The organism is Collinsella sp. TF05-9AC (assembly GCF_003438495.1).
In the GTDB taxonomy this organism is placed as follows: domain Bacteria; phylum Actinomycetota; class Coriobacteriia; order Coriobacteriales; family Coriobacteriaceae; genus Collinsella.
The window spans coordinates 48,714-64,118 of the sequence record NZ_QSSH01000010.1; the positions used below are offsets into that span (position 1 = coordinate 48,714).

Sequence of the window (15,405 nt, forward strand, 5' to 3'; positions counted from 1 at the left end):
AAGTTGCGGTGAATTAGGGACTGAATATGCTATCTAGCAGCAAAAACAGACACTATTTCACCGCAACTTATTGAAGGGCTGCTTGCGCCAGTTCCGGGCGTCGTCCTCGAGCTATTGACGGATGACGGTCTTGTACGGTTCGAGCTTGCTCGGGGCGCTCCTCCTCGCAGGCGGGAGGGCACGCATGCGCGGCGAGCGCCTAGCGCGCGAACTCCCGTAAGAGCGCGTCTTCCACTTCCCGAAGCGAAAGGGCCCCGCTTCCCTCGGCGGGACGGGTGACCACGATGCAACGCGCTCCCACGTCGCGCGCGGCGGCGAGCTTCTCGGCCGTGCCGCCTACGGTTCCCGAGTCCTTGGTCACAAGCCACTGGGCGCCCACCTGCCGAAGCATCGCCTCGTTGAGCTCGCGGGTGAAGGGCCCCTGCATGCCGATGACGTGCGACGGCGAAAACCCCGCGTCGATGCACTTCGTTATAGCACCGGGCAGCGGGAGCACACGCACGAAGAAGCGCTCCGCGAAATCGAAGACGCGCGTGTAGGGGGCAAGCTCCTTGCTCCCCGTCGTGAGAAGCGCGCGACCCGGGTTCTCGGAGAGAAAGCGCGCCGCGCAGGCGATCGACGCGACCGACACGACGCCTTTGGGCAGCGCCTCGGCCGGGCGCGCAAGGCGCAGGCATCGTGCACCCACGGCGAGCGAAGCGGCCCGGATGTTGCCGCTTGCGAGCGTAGCGAAGGGGTGCGTGGCGTCGACGACGATGCGCGCGCCGGAAAGCTCGCGCTCCATGTCGGCTTCGTCGAGCCTGCTCGCATGCACCTCGATGCCCGGAAGCTCGCCCAAAAGCTCGCCTCCGTACTCGGTTGCCGCGTAGGCACGGGCGGGGATGCCCGCCCCGCTTGCCCATTCGCACAGAAGGCGGCCCTCGGTGGTGCCGGCGAAGATGCGCAGCGCCGGCGCGGATGCGGGCGCCGTCACTTCGGGCCGCCTGGGCGCGTGATCTGGTAGAGCAGCGCGTTCATAATGGCGGCCGCCACGGTCGAACCGCCCTTGCGACCCCTCGCGACGATGGCCGGCACGCGTCGCGCGAGTAGCTCCTCTTTCGCCTCGACCACGTTCACAAACCCGACCGGCACCCCAACGACGAGCGCGGGCGCGATCTTCCCCGCGTCCATGAGCTCGGCGAGGCGCAGAAGTGCCGTGGGGGCGTTACCGACGGCCACGATGAGCGGACCCTCGATGCCGCAAGCTTTGTCCATGCTCGCAACGGCGCGAGTCGTGCCCGCGGCGCGCGCAGCCGCGGCGACATTAGGGTCGGCCATGTAGCACACGGCCTTGCAGCCGAGCTTTGCGAGCGCAGGCTTGCTTATGCCTGCGAGCGCCATGTTCGTGTCGGTGAGCACCGTGGCCCCTGCGCGCAGCGCGTCGAGAGCACAGTGCGCGGCGTCATGGGTGAATACGAGGGAATCGGCGTACGAGAAGTCGGCAGTGGTGTGGATGACGCGCTTCACGACGGGCTCTTCAAGCGGCGGGAACGTGCGGCCGCCGAGCTCTTCGGTGATGATCTCGAAGCTGCGCCGCTCGATGTCGCCGGGCGCCATCTCCTTGGAATCCATCTAGTACTCCACTCCTTCCCTTGCACCTATCCCCTGCTCGTAGGGGTGTTTCTCGCACCGCATCTCGGTTATGTAGTCGGCCTTCTCCACGATCTTGCGGGAAGGCGCGCGCCCGGTGAGCGCTACTTCGACGCCGCGCGCGGACATATCGAGCGCGCGGTCCACGAGCGCCTCGTCGACAAGCCCCTTCGAAAGCGCGTCGAGCGCCTCGTCGAGCACGAGCAGCCCCTCCTGCGCGCCCTCGAGCTCGGCGAGCGCGGAAGCGAGGTTCCCATCGTGCAGCTCGCGCGTCGCGGCAAGTTCTTCCGACGTCATGGACCAGGTAAACTTGTCCGACGCCTTCCCCGCGAACACGGGCACGCCGAAATGCTCGGCGAGCAGGCGCACCTCCCCGCTTTCGCCGTCTTTCAGGAACTGCACGACGACGACGCGGCGGCCTGCGGCGAGCATGCGAAGGGCGAGGCCCATCGCCGCCGTGGTCTTGCCTTTGCCGTCGCCATGATACACGTGGATCATACGCCCTCCTCGATAATGCGGTAGACATACTCCATGTCGAGCGCCCCGCGCACGACGTCGGCCAGGCGGTCGAACTCGCGCGCACGGTGATCGGCCGCGGACGCCGCGCCCGCAGCACCCACGACGCTCTCGGGCAGGCCGCGCATTCGCGCGAGCGAGCGTGCGAGGACGAGCGCCACCCCCGGTTCGTCGAACAGGCCGTGGAGATAGGTTCCGAACACGTTTCCGCAGGCCGCGCCTTCTGGTTTGCCGCCAATCGTGCCCGCAGGGGCGCAAGAGACGGTCGTTTCGCCGTCGTGAATCTCGTACCCGCGCGCCGTCATGCCGTTCCACACCGAGAACGCGCCTTGGGCGCCCGTGATGCGCAGCTCCGACTGGGCGAGGCGCTTTTCCTCCTTGAACACCGTACTTGCAGGGATGAGCCCGAGCCCGCGCGCGGTGCCAGCGCCTTCCCTGCCGTGCGGGTCGGAAAGCTCGTCTCCCAAAAGCTGGTAGCCTCCACATATGCCGAGCACCGGCGTGCCCGCGCCCGAAAGCGCGCGTACACAGGCTCCGATGCCGCTAGCCGCAAGCCAGCGCGCGTCGTCGAGCGTGGTCTTCGAGCCGGGGAGCACCACCAGGTCGGGCCGGCCCAGATCGGTCGTCGAGGAAACGTAGCGCACGCCCACGCCGGGCACGCGCGAAAGCGGGTCGAAGTCGGTGAAGTTCGACAGATGCGGAAGGCGCACGACGGCGACGTCGATGACGCCGCGCGCCTCGCGGGCAGATAGGCGCGGCGCGAGCGAGTCCTCGTCGTCCAGGTCGAGCGTAAGATACGGCACGACCCCCACGACGGGAACCCCGCACATCTTCTCGAGCGGGGCCAAACCCGGGCGCAGGATTTCCACATCGCCGCGGAACTTGTTCACCACAAGCCCCCGCAAAAGCGTGCGGTCCTCGGGCGCAAGGAGCGCGACCGTGCCGTAGAGCTGGGCAAACACCCCACCTGGGTCGATGTCGCCCGCGAGCAGCACGGGGGAGGACACGGCGCGCGCGAGCCCCATGTTGACGATGTCGTTTTCGGCAAGGTTGATTTCGACGGGGCTGCCGGCGCCCTCGATGACGATGACGTCGTTTTCCTCCGCGAGCGAATCGAACGCCTCCAAAATCTGCGGCATGAGCGCCTTCTTTCGCGCGAAGTAGTCCCTCGCAGCGAAGGCTCCCTGCGCCTTGCCGGCCACGATGAGCTGGCTTCGGTGGTCGCTTTCGGGCTTGAGCAGGATGGGGTTCATGCGCACGTCGGGCGCGATGCCGCACGCCTTGGCCTGCATGATCTGGGCGCGCCCCATCTCGAGCCCATCGGCCGTGACACCGCTGTTGAGCGCCATGTTCTGGCTCTTGAAGGGAGCCACGCGCAGGCCGTCCTGCGAAAGCACACGGCACAGCCCCGCCGCAAGCAGGCTCTTCCCCGCGTTCGACATGGTGCCCTGGATCATGATGGGCTTCGCCCTACCCACGGGTATCGACCTCCTTCGCCGAGCCTCGGCCATCCGCGCCCGCCATAGCGTCGCTGCAAGAAGCGCCGCCCCGTTCGTCGGGTTCGCCTTCGCCCGATGCGCCTTCCGCCCGAAGCGCGCGGCTGAACGCCATCGCAAGCCGGGCGTTCTCCTTGCGCGTGCGCACCGCGACGCGGCACCAGAAACGGGACAGTACCGAAAACGAGTCGCACGTGCGGACCAAAACCCCCTGTTTATACAGGCGCTCGGGGATGTCTTTCGCCGGCGTGCGGACTAAAAGGAAGTTCGCATCCGACGGCACGACGGAAAGCCCGAGCGAGGAGAGCTCGTGGGAAAGCCACGATCGCTCGCCCGCCAATACATCGCGCGTGCGCGAGACGTATTCGACGTCTTCCAGGGCGGCGATGCCCGCGGCCTCGGCGACCGAGGAGACGGGCCACGCCTGCCCCGCCCGGCAAATCCCCTCGATGAGTTGGGCGTTTCCGCTGATCAGATACCCCAACCGCAACCCTGCCATTCCGTAGAGCTTGGTGAACGCGGAGAGCACGGCCACATGGTGCGAACACGCGGCGCGTGCGGCCACGCTCCTTTCGCGGGCGTCGGGCGCAAATCCGAGGAAGCACTCGTCCACGACGAGCAGCGCGCCCACCTGCTCGCAGCGGCAAGCCGCCTCGTCGATCACGCGGGGGTCGACGAGGCGCCCCGTCGGGTTGTTCGGATTGCAGAGGTACGCCACGTCTCCCGGCCCCTCGATCGCGCGGGCGAAGGAGGCGGGCACGTCGAAGTCATCCGCTTCGGAGAGCGGGAACTCCTGCACGCATGCGCCGTAGTACGATGCCGCCTCCGCATATTCAGAGAACGTCGGCGCGCACACGACGATGCGTTTCGGGCGCACCGCCGCGGCGAGCCGCCAGATGATGTCGGACGCGCCCGCGCCGCAAACAATAGTATCTTCGGGAATGCCCTGGGCGCGCGCTAGGGCGCGAACGAGGGCGAGGCTTTCCCTATCGGGGTAGGCGTCGATTCGAGAAAGCGCCTTGCAAGCTGCGGCGACGGCGCGCGGCGAGGGGCCTGCCGGATTCACGTTCACCGAGAAGTCAATGAGGTCGGAGACGCCCCCTTCGCAAGCGATGCCGAGCGATTGCGAGCTGCCCCCATGCGTACGGGCGCGCAGGATTCCCCCGGCAGCCCGGGGCGCGGCGTGGTCTTCCCTCATGCCATCGCCCCCACGGCGAGCACGACCGCCGCGCGCGCGGCGCCGAAGACGACGAGCGCGCATACGGACGCGGCGAGCATGAGCCTCGTCGCCCGGGCGATGTCGTCCCACTCGATTTCACGGGACGCGTCGCCTATCGTCGGTTTATCAACGAGCTTGCCGAAATACACCGCGGGTCCTGCCAGGCGCAGCCCGAGCGCGCCCGCGCACGCCGACTCGGTCTGCGCCGCGTTCGGGCTCGCATGGCGACGCCTGTCGCGGCGCCAGATGCGCGCCGCCCCGCGCGCGTCGAGCCCGACGATCGGGCACACGGCGATCATGAGCAGGGCCGATAAGCGCGAGGGAATCCAGTTCACCGCATCGTCGAGGCGCGCCGAGGCGCAGCCGAAGTCGATGTAGCGCTCGTTTTTGTAGCCCACCATGCTGTCGAGCGTGTTCACCGCCTTGTACGCCATACCCAAGGGCGCACCCCCGATCATAAGGTAGAAAAGCGGCGCGATGACGCCGTCGCTCGCGTTCTCCGCCACCGTTTCCACAGCGGCGCGCGCGACGCCCTGCTCGTCGAGAACAGACGTGTCGCGTCCCACGATGAGCCCGACGGTTTCGCGCGCCGCGACAAGGCCGCCCTTCGAGAACGCGCGGGCCACGGCCAGGCTCTGGCGGCGCAGCTCGCATGTCGCGAGAATCTGATAGCTCGCCCATGCCTCGGCCACGAAGCGCAAGCCGGGGTGAACCATGCCGCAAAGATGCAGGATTCCCCAGGTCAAAAGCCCACACGCAAGCGGAAGCGCCACGGCGAGCACAAGCCCTGCGGCGCGCGTGCCCGCGGACGTTTGCGGGAATGCGCCCCGCAGGCGGCCTTCGGCCCACGTGATCGCGCGCCCCATGGCGACGACGGGATGGGGAAGCCAGCGCGGGTCGCCGAAGGCAAGGTCGGCCGCGAACCCGGCGGCGACGGCAAGAATCGTCATCACAGGACATCGCCCCCCGAAGCGGGGCGAACGTCGAGAAGGCAGCGCCCATCCCAGGTGGCGGCCCATGCGCCGCCCGGCTCGGTATGCACGTCGAAGTATTCCATTTTCGGGACAGCAAGCTCGGAAAGCAGCGCTTTCACGGTACCCGCGTGAACGACGAAGACGGCGCGCCCACTCCCCTGGGCGAGCTCCGATTCGCACGCCTCCCGAAACGCCGCGACGACGCGGCGGGTGAAATCGCTCTTGCCCTCGCCATGCGGGCAGCGCATCTCGCACCAGGAGTCTACCCAGGCGCGGTAGCGCGCATCCTCTTTAAGCTCGGCGGCGCTTCGCCCCTCGAAGTCACCGAAATCCATCTCGCGCAGACCGGGGCATGCCATAAGCTCCGCATTCGGGAAGAGGATGCGTGCCGTCTGGTCGGTGCGGGCCATGCCGCTCGTGATAACACGGAACACGTCACGATCGAACGCGAGCTCGCGCAAAGCGCGCTCCCCCGCGCTCGACAGGGGCTCGTCGGTGCCCGCCCCGCTGTAGCGATGGTCTTCCGTGCCCGCCGTGGCACCATGGCGCACGAAGACGACTTCCAAAGGCGCGCCCGCGTCCTGCGTCCCTCGAGGCGCATCGGCAAGGTTTCCTTTGATGACCTGGGGAATCCCGCACGTCATGCGCACGACGACGTCGGCGCGCGCAGCAAGCGCGCATCCCAAGCGCCCCGCGCGCTCGCGCCATTGGGCGTCTTCCGCACGCATGGGGACGACCCCCGAGCCGACCAAGGGCAGAATCACTGCGTCGAAGCCAATCAGCCGCTCGAGCGCCCGGTCAGCGTCGAGCGCGCGTACGAGTTCCTCAGCACGGTACGCGACACGGCCGGCAAAAGCCGCGGGCACGCCGCCCTCCGCAAGCTGCGCCGCGTCGACGAAATCGTCCGCCGCGAACCCGAGCTTTTCGCGCACGAAGGTCCTCTTCCCCGAATGCGCGCCGCCTACCACGAGAATCATAGGAGCATACCCCCCGCCACCAGCATGGCAAGCATCGCGAGCTCGGCCCATTGCAGAAACCATCCGGCCAAATCCCCCGTCACCCCGCCGAAGCGGGACAGGGCAACATGACGGTACCACGCGAGCGCCAAAAGCCCCGCCACCGCCATAAGGGCGCCGACGGCCTGAGCGCACGCGACCATCCCTGCAGCCGAAGCCGCAGCGAAAGCGCAAAGCGGCACGACGATCGCCGCGCGCTTCTTAGCAGGCGAGAGTCCCGCGGCCATGCCGTCCGCCCGCGCAGCAGGCCAGCATTCTACGGCGAGCCCCGAAAGCGCACGGGAGAACACGAGCGAGCACAGAAGCGCGAGGAACGCCCCCGCCGTAAGCGGCAGCGCGGTGAACAGGGAAAACTGCAGAATAAGGTACACGACAACACCGATGACCCCGAAGGCGCCCGCCCGCGGGTCGTGCATGATCTCGAGCTTTCGCTCGCGCGGGGCCCAACTTGCAAGCGCATCGGAGGTGTCGCAGAGCCCGTCTAGGTGGATGCCTCCCGTCACCGCCACAGGCAGCGCCGCGAGCACGGCCGCGACGATGGTCGCGGGTACGCCGAGCAGGTTCGCCACGTACCCCCACGCCGTCATGAGGAAGCCTTCCGCAAGGCCCACCAGGGGAAACGCGGCAAGCGCATGGGTTGATCCGAAATCGGTCCAGGCCGATTTCGGGACGGGGATGCGCGAGAACGTTCCGAACGCCGCGCCGATTGCCTCTGCTATCTTCACCTTGTAGGTCCTTCGCCTTTCATCCACACGGGAATCCCGAATACCACTTCGACTGCGCGGTCGGCCAGCGCCGCCACGCCCGCGTTCACGCGCGCGAGCGCGCGCCTCCATGCCTCGGTCCCCTCATCGTAGCGCATCCCATCGGCGAACACGTCGACGGTGACCACCACCGTATGCGCAGCGGCCTGAGCGAGCCGTTCGATGCCTCCGAGCACCTCGCGCGCCGCAGCATCGGGGTCACGTGGGGACAAGCCGCCTTCCGCGAAGAGCTCGTTCGCAACCAGGTTGCCCACGTCCTCCAAAAGAAGCGTGCAGCCGCACGGAAGCCCGGACGCTGCGGCGCCCACGTCACGCGTGCGCTCGAGGGTGGAAAACCCCTTGCCCTCGCGCAGCGCCCGATGGCGCGCGATGCGGCGGGCGCCCTCTTCCCCGAAGGGCTCCATCGTTGCCAGGTACACGCGGGGGCCGTCGTGCCCGAGGCACAGGGACTCGGCATAGGCGCTCTTGCCACTCGCTGCGGCGCCGATAACGAACGTCACCATCATTTCCCAGCCTCGAAATGCTCGTAAGCAGCCATGCCAGTCGCCGTGAACGTCTTCCCATCCCGGTACACGCGCAGCGCCGAATCCAGAAGGGGCAGATACGCCATGGCGCCCGCGCCCTCGCCCAAGTGCATGCCTGCGTCGAGGGGTGCCTTTATGCCGAGCTCGCGAAGAAGCTCCTGGCTTGCGGGTTCACTTGATGCGTGGGTGCCCACGAGGTAGCCCAAGACATTGGGGCACAGGCGCGCCGCGCACAGGGCCGCCGTGCAGGATATGACCCCGTCGAGGAGCGCCGGCGCCTTCGAGGCCGCGGCCCCCAGGTAGAAGCCGCACATCGCCGCGATGTCGAAGCCGCCCACCTTCGAGAGCACGTCAATCGGGTCGGCGGGATCGGGCGAGTTCGCGTCGATAGCACGCTCGACCACGTCACGCTTGCGCCCGAGCGAGGCGTCCGAGAGCCCCGCGCCGCGCCCGACGAGGCTCCGCGCGTCCGCCCGGATGAGCACTGCGGCCACCGCCGCCGAGGTGGTCGTGTTGCCGATGCCCATCTCGCCCGCGGCGAGAAGGCGCACGCCGGCGCGGGCGAGCCCGTACGCGACGGCGATTCCGACCTCGATCGCGCGCACGGCCCCATCGCGAGACATAGCGGAGCCGTGCGCGATGTTGCCGCTCCCCCGTCGCAAGTTCGCGCGCACCATGCGCGCGTCTTCTATGCCCCGGGCCATACCCACGTCGACGGGCACGACCTCGGCACCCGCGAACGTCGCCATGCGGCAGGCGCTCGTGGCCCCCTCGCACATGTTGCGCGCGACGGCTCGCGTCACGTCTTGCCCGCTTTGCGACACGCCTTCGGCAACGACCCCGTTGTCGGAGAAGAATACCGCGAGCGCACGGGGAAACTCGGCCACCTCGGCGCTCCCCTGAGCTGCGGCGATACACGCGACGGCGTCTTCAAAGTCGCCCAATCCCCCCAAGGGGTGCGCGATGGAGTCCCACGCGGCGTACGCGGCGGCGCGGGCGCACTCGTCTGCGGGCGCGATCCGGGAGAGCGCGGCTTCGAGCACGGAGCCCGGCGCCGACGAGAACGCGCGCTCGACTTCCTCGCGGATGCAGGCAAGCGCGGTTTCGGTTGCTTCAGCCATGCCGTCTCCTCTCTGCGAACGACGCTGCGGCAGACGCGAACGCGCGCGCAACGTCGGGGTTCGCAGGATAGTACACATGCGGGAAGCCCGCAACCAGGGACGGGGTGGTCGTCATGCACGGCCAGCCCTTGTCGCGCCGGGGCTTCTGCGCCCAGAAGTCGCCGCCCGGGCAGGTGGACTGCCAGTAGTGGAACTCGTGCGCGCGGATGCGTGTGCCGCGCGGCCCGTAGAGCCCGTCGCGTTGGGAAGTGAGCTCCACGTACCCGAAATGGGACAGACTTCCCCCGTTCTCGCTTGCGCCCTCAAGGGCGCCCGCAACAGGCCAGCACCGCCCCTCGCTATCGGCGATTTCGCGCTGTAGGTACAGAAACCCACCGCATTCGGCGACCGTCGGCATGCCGGATTCCACCGCGCGCCGCACCGCCTCGCGCATCGGCGCGTTCTCGGAGAGCTGCCGCGCATGGAGCTCCGGGTAGCCGCCCCCCAGATAGAGGGCGCTTGTCCCCCGGGGCAACTCGCTATCACACAGGGGGCTGAAAAAGGCCAGCTCGCAACCCAGATCCTCGAGCGCTCGCAGGTTCTCCTCGTAGTAGAACGAGAACGCCTCGTCACGCGCGACGGCGACGATGGGCCGCGCCCCCGCGATCGGCTCCAACCGGTAAGGTTCCTCGCGGATATCGGGTGCCGTCGCCGCTATTTCGAGCAAGCGGTCGACGTCGACGCTCTTTTCCACCAGCTCGGCCATCTTGTCGATGCGCGCGGAGAGCTGCTCGACCTCGTCGGCGGTCACAAGCCCCAGATGCCGGCTTTCGAGCGAGAACGCATCGTCGGCGGGGATATTCCCCAAAACCGCGACGCCCGTGTGCTTCTCGATCGCAGGCGCCGCGTAGGCGCAGGCAGCGGTGCTCGTCTTGTTCAGCACGACGCCGCGCACGTTCGCACAAGGCAGGAACTCGGCGATGCCGCGGATTACGGCGGCGAGCGATAAAGACGCTCCGCGCCCGTTCACCACTAAAACGACCGGCGTTTCCGTGTCGCGCGCAACCTGGTAGCTGCTCGCGTCAGCCACGCCGGGCGCCATGCCGTCGTAGAAGCCCATGACCCCCTCGAGCACCGCGACATCCGCGCCCGCGGCGCCGCGTGCGAGCAGGGCGCGCAGCGTCGGGGCGTCGGTGAAGAAGCCGTCTAAGTTGCCCGAGCACGCACCCACGACGCGGCGATGAAAGAGCGGGTCAATGTAGTCGGGGCCGCATTTGAAGGCCGCGCATGCGAGGCCGCGGCGCGCAAGCGCGCGCAGGAGCGCGCACGTAACGACCGTCTTGCCGCTCCCGCTCGAGGGCGCAGCGACCATGAAACGCGGGATGGTCGAGCTCACCGGGCGCCGCCTTCCCCACCCGCACCACGCGCGCTGACGAGGAACACGGGGTTTTGCGCCTTCATAAGATGGTGCGAGCCTACAGCCTCGGCGCGGGCGGCCGACACCTGGCACGCCTCGAACCCCTTAAAGCGCGAACCCGAGAGAAGCGCGCACGCCTCGGTGAGCGTCTCAACGGTGACGCATGGCACGCACAGGCGAACCTGCGAGTTCTTCTCGAGCGCCGCCTCCACGATAGAGGGAAGCTCGCCCGCGCTCCCGCCGACGAACACGGCGTCGGGGACGGGCAGTTTCGCGAGCGCTTCGGGGGCGACACCGGGGACCGCATGTACGTTGCCGCACCCGAATGCATCCGCGTTCTCTCGGATGAGCCGCACGCCGGCCGCGTTGCGCTCGACCGCCCATACCGACCCCGCTCGCGCGACGAGCGCCGCCTCAATCGACACGCTCCCCGTGCCGGCTCCGACGTCCCACACGGTGTCGGTAGCGGTAAGGCGCAGCTTCGCGAGCGCGACGGCGCGCACCTCCTGCTTGGTCATGGGAACGTCGCCGCGGATGAAGAGCTCGTCGGGAATGCCCGAGGAAGCGTACGGCCAGCGAGAGCTCGCGGCGCGGGATGCGCCCGCAGAGTCCGCCGCGGAAGAAGCCGCCGCGCGCGCAGACGCGCCGGCCGGCGCCTCGGAGGCTGCGCTAGAGCCCGCAGACGACCCGGCGCCACCTGCGAAATCGATAAGCATCACGTTCAAGTCGTCGAAAGTCTGACCTGCGATTTCACTTGCGGTCGCACAGGTGATGCGCTCGTCGGGGTACGACAGGCGCTCGGCCACCGTCACGCGCGCGTCCCCGAAGCCCGCATGGCCAAGCTCGCCCGAAAGCCGCGAGGGATCTTCCCCGCCCGACGTGGCGAGGAAGAGCTCACCTGCGCGCTCGGCCTCGGCCACGATGTCGCACGCCACGCCGTGAGCGCTCGCGAAGCGCCAATCCTGCCATGGACGCGCGAGGCGCGCGGCGAGATACGACGCTGAGCTTATGCCGGGAATGACGCGCACGTCCACCCGCGCGTCGCCGGAGAGCGCCTCCACCAGGCCGCGCGCGCCGCTGAACAGCCCCACATCGCCCGTCATCACGACCACGGCGCGCTGCCACGACGCCGCATCGGTGAGCGCGGCGACGATGTCCGCCGTCTTCACGAGCTCGCATCTCACAGCGTCGGGCGGCACGTCGATGCCGGCAAGCGCGCGATGAGCACCGATGACCACGTCGGCGATGTCGATCGCGTCGAGCGCCGCGCGCGAGAGCAAGTCGGGGTTTCCGGGCCCCGCCCCGATGATCGTTACCTTTCGCATGGAATCTCCCGATACCCGCGCGGCGTGACCATACGGCCGCCTACGAGCTTCGTGTCCGCGTTGCCGACGAACACGGTGGTGAACATGTCGGCGTCGATCTCCCCCAGCTCAGAGAGCCTGCACATGCCCGACTGCTGCCCCTCGCGCCCGATGTTGCGTACCCAGCCGCAGAGCGTGTCGGGGGCCTTCCATTCGAGCATAATCTTCGCCGCGCGCAAGAGCCTGTCGGCGCGCTTTCTGCTGCGCGGGTTGTACAAACAGATGCAGAAGTCGGCGCTCGCCACGGCGGCGAGCCTGCGCTCGATGACCTCCCATGGCGTGAGCAGGTCGGAGAGCGACACGACCGCGAAGTCGTGGGCAAGCGGGGCGCCGAGCACCGCCGACCCGCTCTGAGCCGCGGTGGCCCCGGCGATAACTTCCACGTCTACATCGGGGTAGTCCTCCGCAAGCTCCAGCACGGGGCTCGCCATGCCGTACACGCCCGCGTCACCGCTGCACACGAGCGCCACGGCTTCTCCGCTCTGCGCGCGCGAAAGCGCCAGGCGGCACCGTTCGACCTCGTGCATCATCGGCGTCGCGAGATGCGCCGCGTCGGGCACGGCGGTGAGCGCGAGCTCCACGTATTTCGTGTACCCCACAACGATGTCGGCCGCCTCGAGCGCGCGCCGGGCCGCAATCGTCATGCCGTCGGGGCCGCCCGGGCCGATCCCCACCACGAAGAGCTTTCCCATCACCGCTCCTTAAACGAAAGTTCGATAGTTACCTTGGAAAACGCGACGGTTACGCCGCCATGAGCGAGCTTCGGGAAGATAAGTTTGCCCCCGTCCGCGAGCGCCGCGCGCTCGCACACGTTGTCAACCCCCACCGTCGCGCGCACGAAATCAGATGGCGAAACGCTGCCTTCGACTTGCGACAACTCATCTGCGGAATACGTCGCAAGCGGAATATTGCGCGCGCGGCAGAAGGCGAGCAGACCCTCCTCGTGCGCCTTCACGTCAATCGTCGCCGCCTTGCGCACGGCCGAAGGCGAGATACCCGCCTGCCCGCACGCGAGAAGAAACGCCTCCTCGATCGCTTCGGCGCACGCACCGCGACGGCACCCTATGCCCGCAACGATGCAGGGCACGACAAGGCGAAGCGGCTCGGGCGCAGGCGCCTGCGCCCGCACGCCCGCCGGCTTCCCCGTCTCACCGGCGGGCACGACCTTGCCCGTTGTCTCCGCCACGCGAACGGACGCACCTTCATTCGCGCCAGCAAACGGCGACACGACGATATCGGCCCGAGCGCGGTCGGACGCAATGTCAACTCCCTCAGGCGGTTGTCCCGAAATCGGCATGTCGGAATAGAGCGCCACGCGCCCGCCAGAAAGCAGCCGCGCCGACACTCGCTTGATGGCCTCGGGATTCGAAACGGGGAGCCCCGCACAGCGCGCCCACGTATCCACCGCCCACACGCCGCGGACGTCGGTCGCCGTGGTGATGACGGGGATGGCCCCTGCCGCGCGTGCCACAGTTTGCGCAAGCTCGTTCGCACCGCCCAAATGCCCCGACAAAAGCGGGACGGCAAAGCGCCCCGCCTCGTCGATCGCCACAACCGCGGGATCGTTTGCCTTCGAGGCGACATGCGGCGCGATCGCCCGCACGGCGATGCCCGCCGCGCCCACGAACAGAAGCGCGTCCGACGCTTCCCACGCGAGCGCCGTCCATGCGCGCAGGTCGACCTTCCCCTCGCCGAACCCGCGCGAAACGGAAACGTCCCAGCCAGGGTCATCTTCACCTGTCTGCGCGCAATCGGAAAGCGCGCGTGCGGTGCGCTCCGCCAACGCATACCCCCTCTCAGTGAACGCTATGCAGGAAACCCTCATCTAGCGCACCACCATCGTCGAGAAGTAGCTGCCCCGATCGGGCACATCGTCGAGCGAGCGGTACACGCGCTCGCCCGGAAGCCCACAGTCCTCTACGAGCTCGGCACCGTCGAAGGCGCCCTCCTCGCGAAGGATGCGCTTCATGTCCGCAAGCGAGCGGCGCGCCTTCATGACCACCTTCGTCCCCGGCCAGCCGATTGCGCGGCCTACCCCGTACAGCACGCCTTTACTCATAGGTCGCCCCCAATTCCCCGATGACTGCATCGGCGCCCGACGTGCGGAAAAGCTCGCGGCGCTCGGCGTCGAACACGACCGCGGCGATGTCGCATGCGCCCGCCGCGCGACGGCGCAACCTGTCCTCGATTGCCGCAGCGAGCGAAGCGCGCGCAGCGTCCCCCACGCCGGCGGCCTCGATTACCTCGAGCGCCGCCGCGGTCGTGACCGACGACATGATCTCGCGCACGGTCTTCGCGCCCGCGCCGGCCAAGGCCGCGTGGGAGGCCAGAATCTCCGCGCGGCAGTCGGCGGTACGCGAATGGGTGTCCATGATGCCGCCAGCGACCTTCACCAGCTTGCCGATGTGTCCCACAAGAAGGACATTGGTGAATCCCTCGCGAACGCAGCAATCAATCGCATCGCCCACAAAGTTGGAGATGAAGACCACCGGCGCACCGTTTAGGTGGAAATGCCTCGAGATGAACTGCCCGCCGTAGTTGCCGGGCGTGAGCACGACTCCGCGCCGCCCCATAGCCGCATGCTGCCGAATCTCGAGCTCGATGCTGTCACGCAAGGCAGCGAGACTGCGCGGCTCGACGATGCCCGTCGTTCCCAGGATGGAGATGCCGTCCTCTATCCCCAGGTGCGGGTTGAAGGTCTTTTCGGCAAGGGCCACACCCTCGGGTACCGAAATCGTCACAGCAATGTTTCCAGAAAAGCCGTGCGCGGCGCACACCTCACGCACCGCCGAAGTAATCATCGCGCGCGGCGTCGCGTTGATGGCGGCCGCCCCCACCGGCTGCTCGAGCCCGGGCAACGTCACGCGCCCCACGCCCACGCCGCCATCGACGGAAACTTCCGATTCGTGCGCGGGCACGTCCTTGCTGCCCGCGGTACCCGTGCCCGACCCCGCATGTTCCACGCGCGCGTACACGAGCACGCCGTCGGTCACATCGGCGTCGTCGCCTGCATCCTTTCGCACGGCGCACTGGGCGCACCCCTCGCCGATGCATGCGTCGACCACGTCCGTCTCGACGGGCAGCCCGCCGGGGGTGACGATCGACACGCGGCCGACGGGCTTTCGTGACAAGAGCATCTCGCAGGCCGCCTTCGCCGCGAGCGCGGCGCAGCTCCCCGTGGTATAGCCGCAGCGCAGGCGGGTCGTCCCGGTATATATGTAGTGCTCGAAGGCCACGCTAGCTGCTCGCCTTCCGATACCCCGTGGCAAACGAAGGGTCGTAAAGCTTGCTGCGCTCGTACGACTCCGCTTGCGCGCCGTCGTGCGCAAGCCCGCCGCGAGCTCCGAGCACGCGGCCCACCACCACGAGCGCCGTGCGGTCGATGC

The 15,405-nt window shown here is 68.3% G+C and carries 16 protein-coding genes; all 16 read right to left on the reverse strand.

Features of this window, described 5'->3' with window-relative positions; genetic code table 11:
• Positions 1-199: 199 nt before the first annotated feature.
• The 16 genes from cobK to cbiD are packed head-to-tail and all read right to left on the reverse strand — an operon-like array spanning position 200 to position 15,255.
• Positions 200-973: a precorrin-6A reductase gene (gene cobK, locus DXC52_RS04505; protein WP_117746315.1), complete on the reverse strand. Its 774-nt coding sequence runs from the start codon at positions 971-973 to the stop codon at positions 200-202.
• Positions 970-1,611, reverse strand: a complete 642-nt coding sequence (locus DXC52_RS10095) for a precorrin-8X methylmutase (protein ID WP_161115670.1) — start codon at positions 1,609-1,611, stop codon at positions 970-972. The genes cobK and DXC52_RS10095 overlap by 4 nt, the downstream gene beginning before the upstream one ends.
• Complete coding sequence (locus DXC52_RS10100) at positions 1,612-2,127, reverse strand: cob(I)yrinic acid a,c-diamide adenosyltransferase (protein ID WP_199409452.1); 516 nt, start codon at positions 2,125-2,127, stop codon at positions 1,612-1,614.
• On the reverse strand, positions 2,124-3,623 hold the full coding sequence (locus DXC52_RS04515) for a cobyric acid synthase (protein ID WP_233504826.1): 1,500 nt from the start codon (positions 3,621-3,623) through the stop codon (positions 2,124-2,126). Before DXC52_RS04515 ends, DXC52_RS10100 begins: the two co-directional genes overlap by 4 nt.
• On the reverse strand, positions 3,616-4,839 hold the full coding sequence (locus DXC52_RS04520) for a histidinol-phosphate transaminase (protein WP_158554590.1): 1,224 nt from the start codon (positions 4,837-4,839) through the stop codon (positions 3,616-3,618). The genes DXC52_RS04515 and DXC52_RS04520 overlap by 8 nt, the downstream gene beginning before the upstream one ends.
• Positions 4,836-5,810, reverse strand: a complete 975-nt coding sequence (cbiB, locus tag DXC52_RS04525; RefSeq protein WP_117746318.1) for an adenosylcobinamide-phosphate synthase CbiB — start codon at positions 5,808-5,810, stop codon at positions 4,836-4,838. Before cbiB ends, DXC52_RS04520 begins: the two co-directional genes overlap by 4 nt.
• Entirely contained in the window at positions 5,810-6,811 is a 1,002-nt protein-coding gene (locus DXC52_RS04530) for a histidine phosphatase family protein (protein ID WP_117746319.1), read from the reverse strand. Before DXC52_RS04530 ends, cbiB begins: the two co-directional genes overlap by 1 nt.
• The gene (locus tag DXC52_RS04535) at positions 6,808-7,686 is read right to left on the reverse strand and encodes an adenosylcobinamide-GDP ribazoletransferase (RefSeq protein WP_117746320.1); all 879 of its coding nucleotides are present in this window, start codon (positions 7,684-7,686) and stop codon (positions 6,808-6,810) included. Before DXC52_RS04535 ends, DXC52_RS04530 begins: the two co-directional genes overlap by 4 nt.
• On the reverse strand, positions 7,572-8,120 hold the full coding sequence (locus DXC52_RS04540; RefSeq protein WP_199409453.1) for a bifunctional adenosylcobinamide kinase/adenosylcobinamide-phosphate guanylyltransferase: 549 nt from the start codon (positions 8,118-8,120) through the stop codon (positions 7,572-7,574). Before DXC52_RS04540 ends, DXC52_RS04535 begins: the two co-directional genes overlap by 115 nt.
• Positions 8,117-9,259, reverse strand: a complete 1,143-nt coding sequence (locus tag DXC52_RS04545; protein ID WP_117746321.1) for a nicotinate-nucleotide--dimethylbenzimidazole phosphoribosyltransferase — start codon at positions 9,257-9,259, stop codon at positions 8,117-8,119. Before DXC52_RS04545 ends, DXC52_RS04540 begins: the two co-directional genes overlap by 4 nt.
• Positions 9,252-10,634 (reverse strand): cobyrinate a,c-diamide synthase, encoded by a 1,383-nt coding sequence (locus DXC52_RS04550; protein WP_233504828.1) that lies wholly within the window; start codon positions 10,632-10,634, stop codon positions 9,252-9,254. Before DXC52_RS04550 ends, DXC52_RS04545 begins: the two co-directional genes overlap by 8 nt.
• Positions 10,631-11,980 (reverse strand): precorrin-6y C5,15-methyltransferase (decarboxylating) subunit CbiE, encoded by a 1,350-nt coding sequence (gene cbiE / locus DXC52_RS04555; RefSeq protein WP_117746322.1) that lies wholly within the window; start codon positions 11,978-11,980, stop codon positions 10,631-10,633. The genes DXC52_RS04550 and cbiE overlap by 4 nt, the downstream gene beginning before the upstream one ends.
• Positions 11,968-12,711, reverse strand: a complete 744-nt coding sequence (gene cobJ, locus DXC52_RS04560; RefSeq protein ID WP_117746323.1) for a precorrin-3B C(17)-methyltransferase — start codon at positions 12,709-12,711, stop codon at positions 11,968-11,970. Before cobJ ends, cbiE begins: the two co-directional genes overlap by 13 nt.
• Entirely contained in the window at positions 12,711-13,802 is a 1,092-nt protein-coding gene (locus tag DXC52_RS04565) for a cobalt-precorrin 5A hydrolase (protein WP_233504829.1), read from the reverse strand. Before DXC52_RS04565 ends, cobJ begins: the two co-directional genes overlap by 1 nt.
• A 42-nt stretch (positions 13,803-13,844) precedes the next feature.
• Positions 13,845-14,078 (reverse strand): hypothetical protein, encoded by a 234-nt coding sequence (locus tag DXC52_RS04570; protein ID WP_199409454.1) that lies wholly within the window; start codon positions 14,076-14,078, stop codon positions 13,845-13,847.
• Positions 14,071-15,255, reverse strand: a complete 1,185-nt coding sequence (gene cbiD / locus DXC52_RS04575; RefSeq protein ID WP_233504831.1) for a cobalt-precorrin-5B (C(1))-methyltransferase CbiD — start codon at positions 15,253-15,255, stop codon at positions 14,071-14,073. Before cbiD ends, DXC52_RS04570 begins: the two co-directional genes overlap by 8 nt.
• Positions 15,256-15,405: the final 150 nt, after the last annotated feature.